This window comes from Paenibacillus sp. JJ1683, assembly GCF_053006485.1.
The window spans coordinates 4,403,304-4,420,444 of sequence record NZ_CM129820.1 but is presented as its reverse complement, the minus strand read 5'-3'; the positions used below and the strand labels follow the sequence as shown (position 1 = coordinate 4,420,444).

Genomic DNA, 17,141 nt, shown 5'->3' with positions numbered 1-17,141 from the left:
TGGCTGCACTCTTTCTTGTTCCTACAAGATGTAGCTTAAGAGAAGTAACATTACTTAGCGAGATGCTGTTTTTAGCATCTCGCTAAGATTTACCTAATATGAAACATAGGTGATGAATATGATAGTCCTAGAATACTTGAAAAAATACCTTTCAAAAACGCGCAAGTATGTATTTTTTTACATTGTTGTTACTTCAGTATTGTGGATTATAGGAATTATTGTTCCTTACATCACAGGCATATATATTGATTATTTAGTATCAAAAAGTAATATAAGTATCATTTTATATTTTGTACTGTTACTGGGGATTATAAATATAGTAAACATTCTCATACAATATTTAACTGCCCTTTTCTCTACGAAATTGAATAATTTATTATTATACGAAATCTGCAATGATATCTATCAAAAGATATTCAAAACTAAACTGTCGGTCTTCAAAGATAAGGATAATGCATACTTAGTTGACCAAATTAATAATGATTCATCCACAGTAGTTGACTTTTTTTCAAATAATATTTCCAACTTAGTATTGCAAGTAATCACAATAATTATCAGTGGTATTATTGTTTTAAAAGCTGATGTACTACTATGCGTTATAATTTTCTCGCTTATTCCTTTTTATATATTTACATATGTGGTTTTTAGAAAAAAATTGTATAAAGCAAATCTGAAATACAAAAAAGAAGCAAATGAATACTACTCTAAAAAAGTCGAACAAATTAACAAATTGGTTTTTATAAAGAAGAATGTACTCTTTAATGAAATGAATGAGCGGCTAAATAAAGCATTTAATTCATTATTTAGAGTTGCGACTTCACAAGTAAAAACTAATTATATTTTCTCCAATCTAAATCAATTTATATTGATCATCTGCTATATATTTGTAATCGGAATTGGAGGTCATAAAGTTGTAATTGGCCAAATGAGTATAGGGCAGTTCACCATAATTAACACGTACCTTTCAATGATCATCTCGTCAACTTCATATTTATTAAGCTTAGCAAGTTCATACCAAGAGACGAAAGTATCGATAGAACGGTTAAATGACGTTATGAACTCTGAAAATGATATTTATGGTAGTACAACACTTGAAGATTTAGAGAAAATAAGTATTAAACAATTAGGTGTTAAATATTCCGAGGAAAGCGTATTTAGAGACTTTTCTTATGATTTTTTTAAGGGGGGAATTTACGGGATTTGTGGTCACAATGGTTCAGGCAAAACAACATTACTTAATACTCTGATAGGTCTTTATAGTGATCTTTACACAGGAGAAATAGCTTTTAATAATTGCTCCATCAAAGATATAGATATGCTTGATATGAGACGTTATAGAATTTCTTATGTAGAACAGAATCCGGAGTTTTTAAATCTACCAATAAAGGAATATTTGAAATTTGGAATTACTTTTTCAAAAGAGATTGCCAGTAATCAAGATGAGCTTATAACAGCTTTTGGGCTTGAAGAGATAATAACAAAAGCTAACCTTGAAAATATACTAATAAACGAAAATGGAAGCAACTTTTCTGGTGGTGAAAAGCAAAAATTAGCTTTGATTCGTGCATTAAGTAAAGATTCTTTCTTAACGATTCTTGATGAGCCCACATCAGCCTTAGATTCAAAGAGTGTAAGTGGACTTATAGAAATATTGACCAAGCAAAAGTCAAGAAGGATAACAATTGTAGTATCACATGACCAGAGACTATTAGCAGCATGTGACCATATTTTGAATATTGAAACCCAAGAGGAACGTGATGATATTGGATTCCACAGTTATGGAGTTCTTTAGAAACATCAAAAAACAGTATGGGAATTACTCACGATTGTTTAAGTTGTTTCAGACAAAGAATAAATCCTATTTGTATGATGTGGGCACAGGCAAAGTTATGGAATGCACTGAAATAGAGTATGTATTTCTAAATAACTTACAAGTGTACGGAGATATCGAAGAGGTAATAAAACCTACCAAAGTTAATGATGATACATTGACTATTCTAATTGACTTAATACATGTTGCGCAGGAACAGCATTTATTCCAAGCACCTCCTCTTTTATCCTTTGCACTATCAAAAGATGAGGTTTTAGAAAATGCAAGAAGTCATCTAGAACAGGTTACTCTGGAGTTGACCGAACAATGTAATATGGCATGCCACTATTGTATATATCATTCAGGGAACATAGACTTCAGGGAATTTGGACGCAGGCACATGTCCTGGCAAGTAGCAGAGTTAGCAATCGATTATACTCTGAAAAACTCAGGTAAAAAAGTAGCGGTAACTTTTTATGGCGGGGAGCCATTAATAGAATTTAAATTATTAAAGCATTGTGTAGACTATACTTTAAAAAATGGTGCTGATAAAGATTTAACATTTTCAATGACAACAAACTTAACCTTAATGACTGCTGAAATCGCAGAATATCTATCTACAGTTCCTAACTTTGGAGTAGTTTGTAGTATTGACGGTCCAAAGGAAATACATGATTGTAGGAGGGTATTTAAAAATGGTGAGGGCACGTATGACAAGGCAATTAATGGTCTTAAACATCTAATTAATGCTTATGGAGAAAAGAGTAATTCTCTTATATCGCTAAGCATGGTAACACCTAGACCAGCTAATGGTGTAGTTATGAAAAAAATTCAAAATTTCTTCAATTCTCTTTCGTGGGTACCTAAGGATATTACTAAAAATATTTCTTATGTGAGACACTCGTCTGACATAGAAAAAACGATTACTGAAAAAAGCTCTATGCATTGTTATGATAACCCTGTAGGGAACTGGACAATTGATCTAATGTTAAATAATACTTCTATATCAAAAAATACTCCCTTTACAATCGATTTTTTACACAAACAATTCTCAATAATACATGATAGGATTTTAACTGAAACTCCTTACCCGGATTATTGCTTAAACGGCTGCTGTTCACCTGCCTCAAGAAGAATTTATGTAACGGTAAATGGAGACTTTCATTTATGCGAGCGCATTGGAAAATCACCTTCAGTTGGAAACGTTTATAGTGGTATAGACGAATCTGTATTAATCGATCGTTATATAGACGACTATGGTAAGGAGAGTTTGTCCCAGTGTTCCAAATGTTGGGCTATACGCCTTTGTTCGGTTTGTTACGTCGAATGTTACGATAGTGATAAGTTTAATATCGAAAAAAAGAGAATAGCTTGTAGGCGTTCTTTAGATATGCTGGAACATGCATTGATAAGCTATCATACTATCTTGGAACACAAACCACATTTATTAGAGGAATTAAACCATATTACATTGGTGTAATTCCAACCTATAATCAAAATGAGTCGAAGGAGGATTATAAATTGAGAATTGTAAATCCATTTGGAAGGAAGCCTTTAATGGCAAATACCCTTGGAATTGTTCCTTTATCTTGTATTTGTTCTTCCGGTGCTAATAATATACTTCATGACTTCGGACATGGCTCGAATTGCGCATGTAAATGTCGCTCTGATAGGCAAATGAATAGTAGTGCAAACTATGATATGGCTTTAAGTTGACCTATTAGAGAAACGCTTATATAATTTTTGAAAAATCGCTTCTACTCTGTTAAATGAGTGGAAGCGATTTTTATTAATCGTTAGATAACTATGAAGGCTAATTTACAAGGAAATATGGATAACAGGTAGACAGTACATGTTCAATCGTGTGTAAACTCAGCCTCGGAAGTAGCCTATTTTGTGTTCCGTTTAGAGCAATCGTTCCAATTAATAAAATCGCACGGAGCTCATAGTTGTGCAATTCCTCTCCAGAGCTTAAGTCCAGTTTCGATGACGCTTTAGAGCAAGTAAAAGGGGAATCAAGTGAAGGCTAATCTTTGATCGCTCCAGCGGCAAGATCGGAAATAAATTGGCGGCTGATGAAAAGAAACAAAATAATAAGAGGAAGTACAGCCAGCAGGGTGCCAGCAATGACCATCGCATAATCCGTATTGTAAATCCCGTTCAACTGCGACAATGCAATCTGGAGGGTGAATTTGCGCTCATCCGTTAAAACGATTAATGGCCATAAGTAATCATTCCAAGCTCCTATAAAGGTAAATGCGCCGAGAAAAGCGAACGCAGGGCGTAAAATCGGCAGTGCTACATTCCAGTACAGTCGAAAAAAGCTGCACCCGTCCATACGCCCCGCATCCAGGAGCTCCTTGGGAATAGATTCTTCTGCATACTGACGAATCCAGAAAATCCCGAAGGCATTTACCATACCCGGGATGATGAGCGCTTTGAACGTACCTACCCATCCAAAGGAAGCCATCATGACAAAGGAGGGAACGAGCGAAAGTTGTGAAGGGACCATCATTGTAGCTAGCAGAATGACGAATAACACCTTTTTGCCCGGAAAATCAAACTTTGCGAATGCAAAACCGGCCAGTGAATCAAAAAACAGCACCAATAGGGTAATCGAACTGGCTACAAAAAGCGTATTCAAAAAGGCGCCGGCAAAATCAATCTGCTGCAATACTCTCGTGATGTTATCCAGGAAGTGGCTGCCGAACCACAATTGTGGCGGAAAACGATAGATGTCTGAGGTTGTACGGGTTGCCATGACGATTAGCCAGTAAAATGGAAACATCGACAGGATGATACCTACCAACAGCCCGGCATATAAAACAATGGATTTTGCACGTGTCTGCATCATGTGGTAAAGCTCCTTCCATCGTTATTTTTTACCTTGAACGAGTTTCCAATTGATGATGGAGAATAGAGCAATGATGAGAAACATGCCCCATCCGACAGCAGCGCCATATCCAAAATAGTTGTTAATGAACGACTCGCGGTACAGGTATAAAACGATGGTCATGCCACTTGCCCCGGCACCGCCGTCATTACCGACCAGGACCTGTGGCTCGGTGAACAGCTGCATGCCACCGATGGTGGACGTAATGACCGTAAACAAAATGACTGGGCGCAGCATCGGAATGGTGATGCGGAAAAAAGCTTGCGCTCCGGTTGCCCCGTCTATTTTGGCGGCCTCATACAGCACATGTGGGATACTCTGGAGCCCAGCCAGATAGATAATGGCGTTGTAACCCATCCATCTCCAGACGACCATGGAAGAAATGGCGATTTGGATACCCCATGGCACATTCAGCCATTGGATCATAGGTAGCCCCAAGAGCTGCAAAAGGTAGTTGAGAAATCCAAAATTGTTGGCAAATAAGGCGCCAAAGATGATGGCAACAGCAACAATAGATGTCACATTGGGCAGGAAGAATCCAACTCGCCATAAGGTGCGCATTTTCACAAAAGGGGCATAAAGCAGAAAGGCAACAATGAGTGCTAGAAATAGCATTGGAATCGTGGCGTACACCCAGATCACAAACGTATTACCTACAGCCTGCCAAAATTCGTTGTCTGTCACAAGGTAACGAAAGTTGCCCCAGCCGTTGTAGGTCATGTCTCCGATCCCGTCCCATTTGTGAAACGCCAGGTACAATGAAAAGCCAATCGGAAACAAGCCAAAGATGCCAAACAGCAAATAAAATGGCGAGATCGCAGCATAAACGGCCCGGTGCTTCCAGATTTCTCTCAGCATATTGTCCACACGCCTTTTTTGAAGTTTTGTTTTTTAACGCTGTAATTCCCGTTCAATTCGTTGCATTGTTTCCGTCCATAATGAGTCGGGATCGGCATTTTGTTTGGCCACATTGGCAAGACGACGGGTCACAATGCCGTGGATGACAGGATAGCGCTCGCCGAAATAGCTATTTTTCACCTGACGTGCGGAGGCGGCAAAAATGAGGCCAGTGGCCTGACCACCAAAGAAAGGCTCGGGTGTCTCCATGACTGGATCGTCATAGACGCCGGGAGTGGATGGGAACAGGCCGATTTTATGGTAGGCTTCCAGTTGGTGTTCCGGGCTTTGCAGCCAGGTCAGAACTTCAAAGGCTTCTTTGGGGTGTTGGCTAGATTTGAGGATAGAGATGAAAGACCCTCCCAGATTGCCGTCTCCTCCAGGAGCACGGGCGACTCTCCATTTGCCCGCTGTATCCGGTGCGGCTTCTGTGAGAACTTGCTTCATCCAGATTGCCCCTACGAACGAGGCGATTTTGCCGTTATTGACCGAAGCATTCCATTCAGGAGTCCAGCCATCTGCATTGGCGAGCAGATGCTTCCTGTGGAAATCCACAGCGGTTTTCCAGCCGAGGCGGATATCAGGAGATTGATTGCCGATATAACTTCCGTCCGGCTTGAAGTACAGGTTCGTATGTTGAGCGAGCACCTGATTGTAAACGTTTACAATATTATCGGCCAAAAATGAATGGCTTCCGAATTTCTGCCGAAGTTGTTCTCCGGCTGCCATATAATCATCCCATGTGCGAATCGAGGCACTGACCTGTTCAGGATCACTTGGCAAGCCTGCCTGTTCAAACAGGTCGCTTCGATAGAAGAGGGCGGTAGGCCCAGTATCCATGGGAAATGCAATCATTTTACCATCAGGAGTGATGCCCTGATTCCATTTCCATTCCAAATATTGATCCTTCAGTCGGTCTGCTCCGAGTTCCTTTAGATCATAAAAACGATCCGCACTCGGGAATAGCTCCACCATCCAGTCGTTCAGAGCTACGATGTCCGGTTCACCGGAACGAGCTGCGAGCGTTGTCTTCAGCTTGGCTTTAAAGTCACCGCCTATTTTTTGAGTTTTTAATTCAATGTTGGGAAACTGTTTTTCGGCTTGGACGAGCAATTCATCGTCAATAGAACGGTTCCAGTACCACAATGTAAGCGTTATCTTTTTGCTGTTTGACAAATTAGCTTCAGATGATTGACCTTTAGAGGATAGGGACCCACTACAACCACTAATCATAGTGAGAAAAGCAAGACATAATACCAGCCATTGCCATTGTACTGTCTTCACATCATTTCCCTCCTTGCTGTCTGAATAATCTGCCTGCTGAACAAGTTGTAAATGGTTTAGCTCCATCATATGAAGATGTTACCCATTTATGTGCATTGCCTTAACCAAAAACAAAAAATTTGAAACGTTTATCCATAAAAAAAGCACGTGCGTCTGTTATAGGAAGATCGCACGTGCTTAAGGCAGGGGATTAGCTTCATGACATCAATCGTTGTATCTCATCTTTCAGAGCTTCAGATCGAGTACCGAAAATAACCTGTAGGGTACCGTTCCCAAGCCTGATAATTCCTGACGCTCCGAGCTGCTTAAGAGCTTGATCGTTAACCGCTTTGTCGTCCTTGACGACAAGACGCAGCCGCGTGATGCAGGCATCAATGCTTTGGATATTGTCTGAACCGCCGAGATAGGTTAGGACCTGGCCTGCCTGACTGGACTGGGTGCCGGATGAGGCGCTTGCTTTTCCAACGGGTATGGATTTGTTAGCCTCAAATAGAAGGGTGTCATCTACATCGTCTTCGCGCCCGGGAGTCTTTAGGTTGAATTTGAGGATGATGAAGCGGAACAGAAAATAATAGATGAGGGCGAAGACAAGCCCAATCGGGATCATTCGCAATGGATGGGTGGAGAGCTTCATATTGACCAGATAGTCAATGAGTCCTGCTGAAAAGGAAAAGCCGAGTTTGACATCCAGTAGGTATACGACTAGGCCGCTCAGACCTGTTAGCAGAGCATGAATGCCGTAAAGCAGAGGTGCAATGAACATAAAAGAAAATTCGAGGGGCTCAGTAATACCGGTCAGGAACGACGCCAGCGCAGAACCGATAAAGATGGAAGCGACAGCTTTACGTTTTTCCGGCTTGGCCGTATGGATGAATGCAAGAGCCGCCGCTGGCAGAGCGAACATCATAATGGGGAAGAAGCCGGACATGAACATACCCGCCGATGTATCGCCTGCGAAAAAACGTGTCAGGTCACCATGAACAACTTCACCTGCAGCGTTGGTATAGTCCCCAATTTGAAACCATGCGATCGAGTTCAGCACATGATGCAAACCGAGCGGGATCAGCAGTCGATTGGCAATCATGAACACCATTGACCCGATTCCACCAAAGCCAACAATCCAGTTGCCGAAGGCTGCAATGCCATCTTGTATCGGACTCCAGATCATGCCGAGCAGAATGGCTAAAATCATGGTCGTGAAGGCTGTAATCATGGGGACAAAACGTTTGCCCGAAAAAAAGCCGAGCCAATCTGGAAGTTGAATATTATGATATTTTTTAAACAGATAAGCAGACCATCCGCCGATAAAAATACCGCCCAATACGCCCATGTCCAGCTTGACGTCGTCTGGAATATACGCAAATATACCCGGTACGGCCGCCAAAATACGGGTCAGCACCAAATAGGCAATGACTGCCGAAAGTGCGGCTACCGCGTCGCCTGCCAGACCAATAGCAACACCGATGGAGAAAATAAGCGCCAGATTGCCAAAGATAGCACCCGCCCCTTCATTCAGAAAAGGAGTGACATAATGATTCAGAAATCCACCAACTCCAGGGCCAAGCGGAATATCCGTTTCATAATTAATGAGAGCCAGCCCTTGCAAAATCCCTGCGGCGGGTAATGTAGCTACTGGAAGCATTAATGACTTGCCGATTTTTTGCAGAAATTTCAGCATAACATTCTTCCCTTCATCATCAAGTTTGGGAGTGCTGTATTCATCCTGAAATCCTTACATTCAGCCATTTTTTTACATCATAAATCGGGCAATCTAACATGGTCAACGATTATTTTAGGATATCAGAAGACGTAAATCCGCAGTTGACATCGCTTACATGCTTATATAATATCAAATTTAAGTTAATAATCGTGACGGAGACAAGAGAGCCACGCAGACATCCCATGTTACAGCACAGGGTTGGTTTGTGATGGCTTTTCTTTTTTTTGCGCGATGAAAACGATCAAAATCGGATGATCTATTGAGGAGGTTGGTTGTATGTCGCCATACGCAGCCGAATTCATAGGGACAATGATTCTTATTGCCCTAGGTGGCGGAGTGTGCGCAGGGGTGTCCCTGAAAAAGTCTTTTGCCCACGCTTCCGGCTGGATTGTGGTCGGATTGGGGTGGGGGCTCGCGGTAGCTATTGGGGTGTATGCGGTGGGCCAAATCAGCGGAGCGCATTTGAATCCCGCAGTTACACTCGCGTTGGCATTTCAGGGTAGTTTTCCATGGCAGGATGTTCCCGGTTATATTGTGGCTCAGGTTCTTGGAGCCATGGCGGGTGCAGTGATCGTCATTTTGCATTATTGGCCCCACTGGAAAGAGACGGAGGACACAGCAGCCAAACTCAGTGTATTTGCGACAGGACCAGCTATTGATCATCCGTTTGGTAACGTGCTTAGTGAAATGATAGGTACTTTTATCTTTGTTCTTGCTTTACTGTCGTTTGGTGCCAATTCGTTTACAGACGGCCTTAAACCGCTAATTGTTGGTTTTTTGGTTGTCAGTATCGGTTTATCCCTTGGAGGCACAACGGGCTATGCCATTAATCCAGCGAGGGATTTTGGGCCGCGTCTGATGCATTATTTACTACCGATACCCGGTAAGGGAGCATCCAACTGGAAATATGCATGGGTGCCCATTGTAGGACCGCTATTGGGGGGATCTTTCGCAGGGCCGTTTTATCAGGCCGTTTTTAAGGGGAGTATGACTCCGGCGTTCTGGATTTTATTAGGGGTTATCGTGGTTGTACTCTTGATTACCTTCCGTATTAGTCGTATTTATAAAAATCATAAAATGGATCACAAGCTTACAGCGTAAAAACGATGGATTTACACAGGGAGAGATGAACATGGGAAAATATATTTTGTCACTAGACCAGGGAACGACAAGTTCAAGAGCGATTTTGTTCAATAGCGAAGGAGATGTGGTGTACTCGGCCCAGCGGGAATTTCCGCAATATTTTCCTCACCCCGGCTGGGTAGAGCAGAATGCGAATGAAATCTGGAGTTCTATTCTGGGCGTTATTGCCTCCTGTCTTTCCGAATCCGGTGTAAAAGCAAAACAAATTGCTGCCATCGGCATTACCAATCAGCGAGAATCGGTGGCCGTGTGGGACAAAAATACCGGATTACCCGTGTATAACGTACTCGTATGGCAATCACGCCAAACCTCGGATATTTGCGAAGAACTGAAGCGGCAAGGGCATGAGGAGTTGTTTCACAGCAAAACAGGGCTATTAATCGATCCGTATTTTTCAGGCACTAAAGTAAAGTGGATACTGGACCATGTAGAAGGAGCGCGGGAAAGAGCGGAACGAGGTGACTTATTATTTGGTACGATTGACTCGTGGCTAATCTGGAAACTATCCGGCGGAAAGGCCCATGTAACAGACTACTCCAATGCGGCCAGAACGCTGATGTACAATATTTATGAGCTAAAGTGGGATGAAGAGCTACTGGATATTCTGGGAGTTCCGAAAATCATGTTGCCTGAGGTAAGGCCTTCTTCCGAGGTATATGCGCACACCGTGGATTATCATTTTTTTGGTCAGAATGTACCGATCGCCGGTGCAGCGGGTGACCAGCAGGCAGCCTTGTTCGGTCAGGCTTGTTACGAAAAAGGAATGATCAAAAACACTTACGGTACAGGTTGCTTCATGTTGATGAATACGGGAGATCAGCCGGTTGAATCCAAGCACGGTCTGATCACGACCATCGCTTGGGGGCTGGAGGAAGGCAAAGTGCAATACGCACTTGAAGGGAGTGTGTTTGTTGCGGGCTCTGCGATCCAGTGGCTGCGAGATGGGCTGCGCATGTTCCGTGAAGCAAAGGACAGTGAGCCTTACGCGGCCCGTGTTTCCTCCACAGAAGGAGTATATCTTGTACCCGCTTTTGTCGGGCTGGGCAGCCCCTACTGGGATAGCGAGGTACGTGGAGCGATGTTTGGTCTGACACGTGGGACCACGAAGGAGCATTTTATCCGTGCCACCCTGGAGTCGCTCGCTTATCAGACCAAGGATGTGCTTACAGCCATGGAGATTGATTCAGGTATTACGGTGAAGATGCTGCGAGTGGATGGAGGAGCCGTGTTGAACAATTTCCTGATGCAATTCCAGAGCGATATTCTGGATGCGACGGTGGAACGGCCAGTTATCCATGAGACAACGGCGCTGGGTGCCGCATGTCTGGCAGGGTTGGCGATAGGATACTGGAAGAGTACAGATGAACTTCGTAAGCGAGTGAGAGTGGAAACTTCTTTTACCCCTACGATGGATGAAGCAACACGTGACAGCCTGTATGAAGGCTGGAAAAAGGCTGTGAATGCGACGATGGCCTACAAATAATGGCTTAAACGAAAGGGCTCTTGTTATATAACTGCAAAAAGGTGACTTCTGAATTCGACAGGAGTCACCTTTTTTAGGTATGTGCTATCCCTCAACCCTTGTAGGGTTCCAATGTTGCCGGGCTCCGCAGGAGGTGCGAATGACGAGTTCGGGCTCCACTTTAATACATTTCGTATCCATTTGTTTATTCATCAGGTCAAACAGCACCATAGCAGCCAGACGACCTATTTTTTGCTTGTCTTGTTTTACAGTCGTCAGTGGAGGATCGGTATAACGACAGGCTTCAATATCATCACATCCTACTACGGCAATATCCTCGGGTACCTTCAAGCCGCTCTCCTTGAAAGCACGAATGGCACCAAAGGCAAGCAGGTCGGTAGCCGCAAAAATAGCTCTTGGTAAATTTTCTTGCTCTATCCACGCCTTTGCGATCTGGTATCCATCCTCTGCTGCATAGTCCTTGCCATACACGATCCATTCCGGTCTGACATCAAGGCTAAACCGCTTTAGTGATGAGATAAAAGCTTCTTCTCTCTCTTTAATAACCAAGGAGGGGCGTTCTATGCCTATAAAACCCATTTCGCGGTATCCATTCATGTAAAAGTGCTCAACAACTTTCATTGAAATCTTCTGATTGTCGGACATGATGTAGCAGGAACTGGCTCCGGTTAATTCGATATCAACACCGATGCAGGGGATAGGGCTGGCATCGAGATCAAAAACACTCTTCTCCACTTCGTCTCCGGCAATAATAATGCACCCGTCCACTGAGAAATATTTTGAGCGAGCCAAATAGTCCTCTCCATTATCCAGAAATTTCTCATTTGAAAAAAACAGCAGGTCGTAACCGAGCAAGCCAATCTGCTTTTTGAAAACATTAATGATGTCTACAAAAAAAGGATGACTAAAATCGACATTCAGCTTGCCAGCGAATATAACGCCTACCAGATTAGATTTTTTGGTAGCAAGCGTTTTAGCCGAGGAGGAAGGTCTATAGCCTGTTTCCTCCATAATTTTGAGTACTCGCTGCCGGGTTTCCTCACTGATATCTGTGTAATTGTTTATGATCTTCGAAACCGTTGCTACTGAAACGCCTGCCATGCTAGCTATTGTTTTTATATTCATGGAATCCTCCGTAACTAAACTGATTTAGTTCATTTGACCTTGCATTCTAAAATTAATGATTACTCGTATTCTATGCTACCTCATAGAAGAGAGTCAACCGTGCTATTATAGGATAAATCCTAATATATTATGGATAATGAAGTTCGATTTAACGATAGTTAATGATTTTTTGATAATTTACAAATTGCTATTTACAAATACAGGCTATTCGATACATAATAGTAGCTGTAATTAACTAAACCGCTTTCGTAAGAGTGAGTGCATTTATTCTAAGATTACAGGGGGAATTTTGCAATGCTGAAAAAGTGTTTTTCTTTACTTGTTGTAACCGCTTTAATCGTGGTATTAGCCGCTTGCGGTAAAGGTAACGAAGCTGGGCAGAACGGGAATAAAAAGGTCACGTTAAAAATTATTCATTGGCAGCAGGAGAATATTAATAACTATATAAAGGGATTTAATAAAAAGTTTGAAGAGAAGTATCCTGATGTTCAGGTGGAGTATACGACGGTTCCTGCTGATTCCACTTATGATCAACTGATGCAAACGCGTATGAATGCGGGTTCAACCGGTGATGCAGACATTATTCCTCTGAAATTCAGCTTCGTAGGCGCACCACAGGAATGGTCTAAGGGAGCTGCTGATCCGATGTGGAAGCAGTGGATCGAGGGAGGACTCATTGCAGATCTGTCAGATCAAGCTTTTATCAAAAACTATAATCCTACAGATGTCAAAAATGCCATGACCTATAACGACAAGGTATACGGTGTAAACATGGGTAAGGTAGCACTGACAGGTCTGTTTTACAACAAAGAGATTTTTGAAAAATATAATCTTGCTGTGCCCACGACATGGGACGAACTGGTGAATGTTATGAAGGTGCTCAAGGATAACGGTGTAGAACCGATTGGTTTCGGCGGTAAGGATGTATGGCCTATTAATCTTGCAGTCCAAGGACTTCAAGCCTCTATCCATGATGATCAGCTGGAATATATCAAAGGGCTGTGGACAGGCAAGACCAAACTGACTGATCCTGTCCAGCTTGAGGTGCTGGAAAAAACACAAATTTTGATGAACAACGCCATTGGTGGATTTATGGGAATTGACTATGGAACCTTGCCAAGCTTATTTGCTTCCGGGCGTGTAGCGATGATTGCGGATGGTACGTGGGATGCAACTACGATTCAGACAGCCAATCCAGAGCTGAAATTTGGTTATTTCCCGATTCCGGGCAGTAACGACCCCGCCAAAAATAAAAACCTGGCAGGCAAGTATGATATGACCTGGATGGTACTAGAAAAGTCACCAAACAAGGAGTATGCGATCAAATGGCTTGAAATGCTCTCTGAGAAACAGAACTACACGGATTTTGTGAACGCTGCTGGATTTTTGCCAACACAGTCTGATGTGAAGATAAGCAGCGATTTCGTTAATGAAATCCAGCCTTCATTGGAAAACTTCAAACTCTCTTGGGATCAGCTGTTTATCAATCGTAAGAATGTTGGACAGTACATTAAGGAAGCCAGTGTACATGCGGAATTTTTGGCGCCTGCCGGTCCGTTAAAAACGCCTTTGGAGCTTGCGCAGAAATCTCAAGCAGACTGGGATGCGGCAGCTCCTAAATAATCCATAGATTTTACATGAACACAATGGTAACTGCAAAGCTCCCATAATAATGTGAAAAGGTGTGAGACCCATGTATCCCTTTGGAAAGGGTGCTGCCCGGATAATGCCCTATCTTCTGCTGAGTATTCCGGTGCTGCTCTATTTGCTTCTTGGTTTTGGACCCTCTATGGTAACCGTGCTTTTTTCCTTTACAGATGCTACCGGGGTTCCGGGACAGACGTGGAATTTTATCGGATTCGAGAATTACACGACCTTTTTTACCTCCTCCGATTCTGGAGATCGCATTGCTTCCATTGGCCGTTCCTTATATTTTGCCGTAGCGGTGGTTGTGATCCAAAACGCAGTTGGGCTATTCATGGCTATCCTTATTAATAAAAAGCTCAAAGGTGATGTGTTATATCGTTCTGTATTTTTTCTGCCCGTTGTGCTCGGGGTAACGGTATCCGGTCTGATCTGGCAGTTGCTTGCCAATCCGCTTGGCGGTCCTGCGCAAGCATTGCTGAACTTTTTTGGAACCAGCTCCAACTTCTTTGGGGATTATGATATTGCATTTGAATTGGTCATTTTTGTGCAAATTTGGATGTACATGGGTTACTCGATGACTATTTTCTTAGCTGGACTCCAATCCATTCCTAGTGACTTATATGAAGCGGGATATATGGACGGCGCTTCTGGATGGAAAGCGTTCAAAAATATTACCTTTCCAATGATTGCACCGTCCTTTACCGTCAATATGCTGCTGTCCATTATCGGCGCCTTGCAAACCTTTGACATTATTTATGTGCTGACAGGGGGTAAATTCAACACGACGACACTTGCATTTGATGTATATGCCACAGCCTTTGGCTCCGGGACATCAGATTATGGTCTTGCTTCCGCAGTTGCGATGATCCAGTTTGTATTCGTGTTTACGGTATCGATGATTGCACTTTATTACTTGCGCAGAAGAGAGGTGGAAATGTAATGAGCAGTAGCAAAGGAACCAAAATAGTGAGCTACACCATCGTACTGCTCATGCTTTCGTTATATGTACTCCCGCTTTTCTACCTTTTTAATGTATCGATGAAGACGCAAAGCGAGTATTTGATGGATCCTGTAGCGTTAGCCAAGGGTCTGCGTTTGGAGAATTTCATGGATGCTTGGGATAAAGGGAATTTCTCTCAATATATGTGGAACAGTATTTTGTATACAGGAGTTTCTACGTTATTAACCCTGATTATATCCGTGTTTGCCGCCTTTCCGCTAGCACGGGGATATGTTAAGTTCAGCACCTTCTTTTATGTGTTTTTCCTGATTTCCATGTATCTCCCCAATCCGCTAATTCCGCAATTTGCCCTTATTAATAGTCTGGGACTGTACAATACACAGCTTGGTTTTATTTTGCTGAAAACGACAGGTACCGGCATCGCTTTCCTGATGTTTGTGGGGTATATCAAGTCTGTCTCCCGAGAGCTGGATGAAGCGGCTGCAATGGACGGATGCGGTTATTCACGTTATTTGTTCACGATTCTTGTACCACTGATGAAGCCCGTGTTGGCGACAGGCATCATTTTGACAGCCATTGGTGCATGGAACGACATTATAGGTCCTACCATTTATTTGTCTGATCCCGCCTATCAGCCAGTGACCAAGGGACTGTTCTCTTTCTATGGACAATACATGAACAACTGGCCGCTGCTTGCTTGCGGTATCTTGATTGTTACACTACCGCTGGTTATTTTGTATATTTTCCTCCAGCGCTTTATTGTCGGCGGTGCAATGGCTGGAGCTGTGAAGTCTTGATTCCTGAAAGGACGGTATCGAGTATGAGCGAGAATACCTTTATATTTCCTGCCACGTTTATGTGGGGAACTTCAACCTCTTCTTATCAAATTGAAGGGGGTACAGATGAGGGCGGCAGAACGCCCTCCATTTGGGATACTTTTTGTCAAATCCCCGGGAAGGTAATCGGAGGGGACTGTGGAGATGTAGCATGTGATCATTTTCACCACTTTAGAGAAGACGTGCAATTAATGAAACAGCTTGGTTTTTTACATTATCGTTTTTCTGTGGCTTGGCCGCGCATTATGCCCGCGCCTGGTGTGGTTAACGAACAGGGGCTACTGTTCTATGAGCATCTTCTAGATGAAATAGAGTCGGCGGGGCTGATTCCGATGCTGACGTTGTATCATTGGGATCTACCACAGTGGATTGAGGACGAGGGTGGATGGACACAGCGAGAGACTATCCAACATTTTAAAACGTATGCCTCTGTAATCATGGATCGATTCGGCGAGCGGATAAACTGGTGGAATACGATCAATGAGCCTTATTGCGCCTCTATTTTAGGGTATGGTACGGGAGAGCATGCCCCTGGTCATGAGAACTGGAGGGAAGCCTTTACTGCCGCCCATCATATTCTAATGTGTCATGGGATTGCCAGCAATTTGCATAAGGAGAAAGGGTTAACGGGTAAGATTGGCATTACGTTGAACATGGAACATGTGGATGCGGCTTCCGAGCGACCCGAGGACGTGGCCGCTGCCATCAGAAGAGATGGCTTTATTAATCGTTGGTTTGCGGAGCCATTGTTTAACGGAAAGTACCCTGAAGATATGGTGGAATGGTACGGAACGTATCTGAATGGATTGGATTTTGTACAGCCTGGTGATATGGAGCTGATTCAGCAACCGGGGGATTTTTTGGGCATTAACTATTATACCCGTAGCATCATTCGATCAACGAACGACGCTTCGTTGCTGCAAGTAGAGCAGGTTCACATGGAGGAGCCAGTAACGGACATGGGATGGGAGATTCACCCTGAATCTTTTTATAAGCTGCTGACACGGATTGAGAAGGATTTTAGCAAGGGCTTGCCCATTCTGATTACGGAAAATGGAGCAGCGATGAGGGATGAAGTGGTAAATGGACAGATTGAGGATACCGGGCGTCAGCGCTATATTGAAGAGCATTTAAAGGCCTGTCATCGCTTCATTGAAGAGGGAGGTCAGCTCAAGGGGTATTTTGTCTGGTCTTTCCTTGATAACTTTGAATGGGCCTGGGGCTACAGCAAGCGTTTTGGCATTGTGCATATCAATTACGAGACGCAGGAACGGACTCCCAAACAAAGTGCGCTATGGTTCAAGCAAATGATGGCAAAGAACGGGTTTTAAACAGAAAAGGG

At 43.1% G+C, this 17,141-nt stretch carries 13 protein-coding genes; 8 read left to right on the top strand and 5 right to left on the bottom strand.

The features are described from left to right. Nucleotides 1–118: 118 nt before the first annotated feature. Nucleotides 119–1,792, top strand: a complete 1,674-nt coding sequence (locus tag ACUC6J_RS18905; protein ID WP_016818615.1) for an ATP-binding cassette domain-containing protein — start codon at nt 119–121, stop codon at nt 1,790–1,792. Continuing rightward, complete coding sequence (locus ACUC6J_RS18900) at nt 1,758–3,290, top strand: radical SAM protein (RefSeq protein WP_447249269.1); 1,533 nt, start codon at nt 1,758–1,760, stop codon at nt 3,288–3,290. The genes ACUC6J_RS18905 and ACUC6J_RS18900 overlap by 35 nt, the downstream gene beginning before the upstream one ends. Before the next feature lie 546 nt (nt 3,291–3,836). On the opposite strand, the gene ACUC6J_RS18895 is transcribed toward ACUC6J_RS18900, so the two are convergent. From ACUC6J_RS18895 to ACUC6J_RS18880, 4 genes are all read right to left on the bottom strand, one after another. Further along, the gene (locus ACUC6J_RS18895) at nt 3,837–4,664 is read right to left on the bottom strand and encodes a carbohydrate ABC transporter permease (RefSeq protein WP_031462092.1); all 828 of its coding nucleotides are present in this window, start codon (nt 4,662–4,664) and stop codon (nt 3,837–3,839) included. A gap of 21 nt (nt 4,665–4,685) precedes the next feature. Continuing rightward, nucleotides 4,686–5,561 carry a carbohydrate ABC transporter permease gene (locus tag ACUC6J_RS18890; protein ID WP_016818618.1) on the bottom strand — a complete coding sequence of 292 codons (876 nt, stop codon included), beginning with the start codon at nt 5,559–5,561 and terminating at the stop codon, nt 4,686–4,688. Between the two features lie 33 nt (nt 5,562–5,594). Continuing rightward, nucleotides 5,595–6,884, bottom strand: a complete 1,290-nt coding sequence (locus tag ACUC6J_RS18885; RefSeq protein ID WP_240753213.1) for an ABC transporter substrate-binding protein — start codon at nt 6,882–6,884, stop codon at nt 5,595–5,597. Between the two features lie 196 nt (nt 6,885–7,080). Then, the gene (locus tag ACUC6J_RS18880) at nt 7,081–8,562 is read right to left on the bottom strand and encodes a PTS transporter subunit EIIC (RefSeq protein ID WP_447249268.1); all 1,482 of its coding nucleotides are present in this window, start codon (nt 8,560–8,562) and stop codon (nt 7,081–7,083) included. Between the two features lie 318 nt (nt 8,563–8,880). On the opposite strand from ACUC6J_RS18880, the gene ACUC6J_RS18875 reads away from it, so the two are divergent. Together ACUC6J_RS18875 and glpK are read left to right on the top strand one after the other, a co-directional pair. Next, entirely contained in the window at nt 8,881–9,705 is an 825-nt protein-coding gene (locus ACUC6J_RS18875) for an MIP/aquaporin family protein (RefSeq protein WP_019688424.1), read from the top strand. Nucleotides 9,706–9,736: 31 nt separating this feature from the next. Beyond that, nucleotides 9,737–11,230 (top strand): glycerol kinase GlpK, encoded by a 1,494-nt coding sequence (gene glpK / locus ACUC6J_RS18870; protein WP_016818622.1) that lies wholly within the window; start codon nt 9,737–9,739, stop codon nt 11,228–11,230. A gap of 84 nt (nt 11,231–11,314) precedes the next feature. On the opposite strand, the gene ACUC6J_RS18865 is transcribed toward glpK, so the two are convergent. Beyond that, a complete protein-coding gene (locus ACUC6J_RS18865; protein ID WP_019688423.1) occupies nt 11,315–12,355 on the bottom strand; it encodes a LacI family DNA-binding transcriptional regulator in 1,041 nt (346 codons plus the stop codon). Nucleotides 12,356–12,649: 294 nt separating this feature from the next. Here ACUC6J_RS18865 and ACUC6J_RS18860 point away from each other — a divergent pair, with 294 nt between their 5' ends. From ACUC6J_RS18860 to ACUC6J_RS18845, 4 genes are all read left to right on the top strand, one after another. Continuing rightward, entirely contained in the window at nt 12,650–13,978 is a 1,329-nt protein-coding gene (locus ACUC6J_RS18860; protein WP_019688422.1) for an ABC transporter substrate-binding protein, read from the top strand. A gap of 70 nt (nt 13,979–14,048) precedes the next feature. Then, nucleotides 14,049–14,942: a carbohydrate ABC transporter permease gene (locus ACUC6J_RS18855; RefSeq protein ID WP_016818625.1), complete on the top strand. Its 894-nt coding sequence runs from the start codon at nt 14,049–14,051 to the stop codon at nt 14,940–14,942. Beyond that, complete coding sequence (locus ACUC6J_RS18850) at nt 14,942–15,760, top strand: carbohydrate ABC transporter permease (RefSeq protein WP_017427404.1); 819 nt, start codon at nt 14,942–14,944, stop codon at nt 15,758–15,760. The genes ACUC6J_RS18855 and ACUC6J_RS18850 overlap by 1 nt, the downstream gene beginning before the upstream one ends. A 23-nt stretch (nt 15,761–15,783) precedes the next feature. After that, entirely contained in the window at nt 15,784–17,130 is a 1,347-nt protein-coding gene (locus ACUC6J_RS18845) for a GH1 family beta-glucosidase (RefSeq protein WP_447249267.1), read from the top strand. The last annotated feature ends 11 nt before the right edge of the window (nt 17,131–17,141 follow it).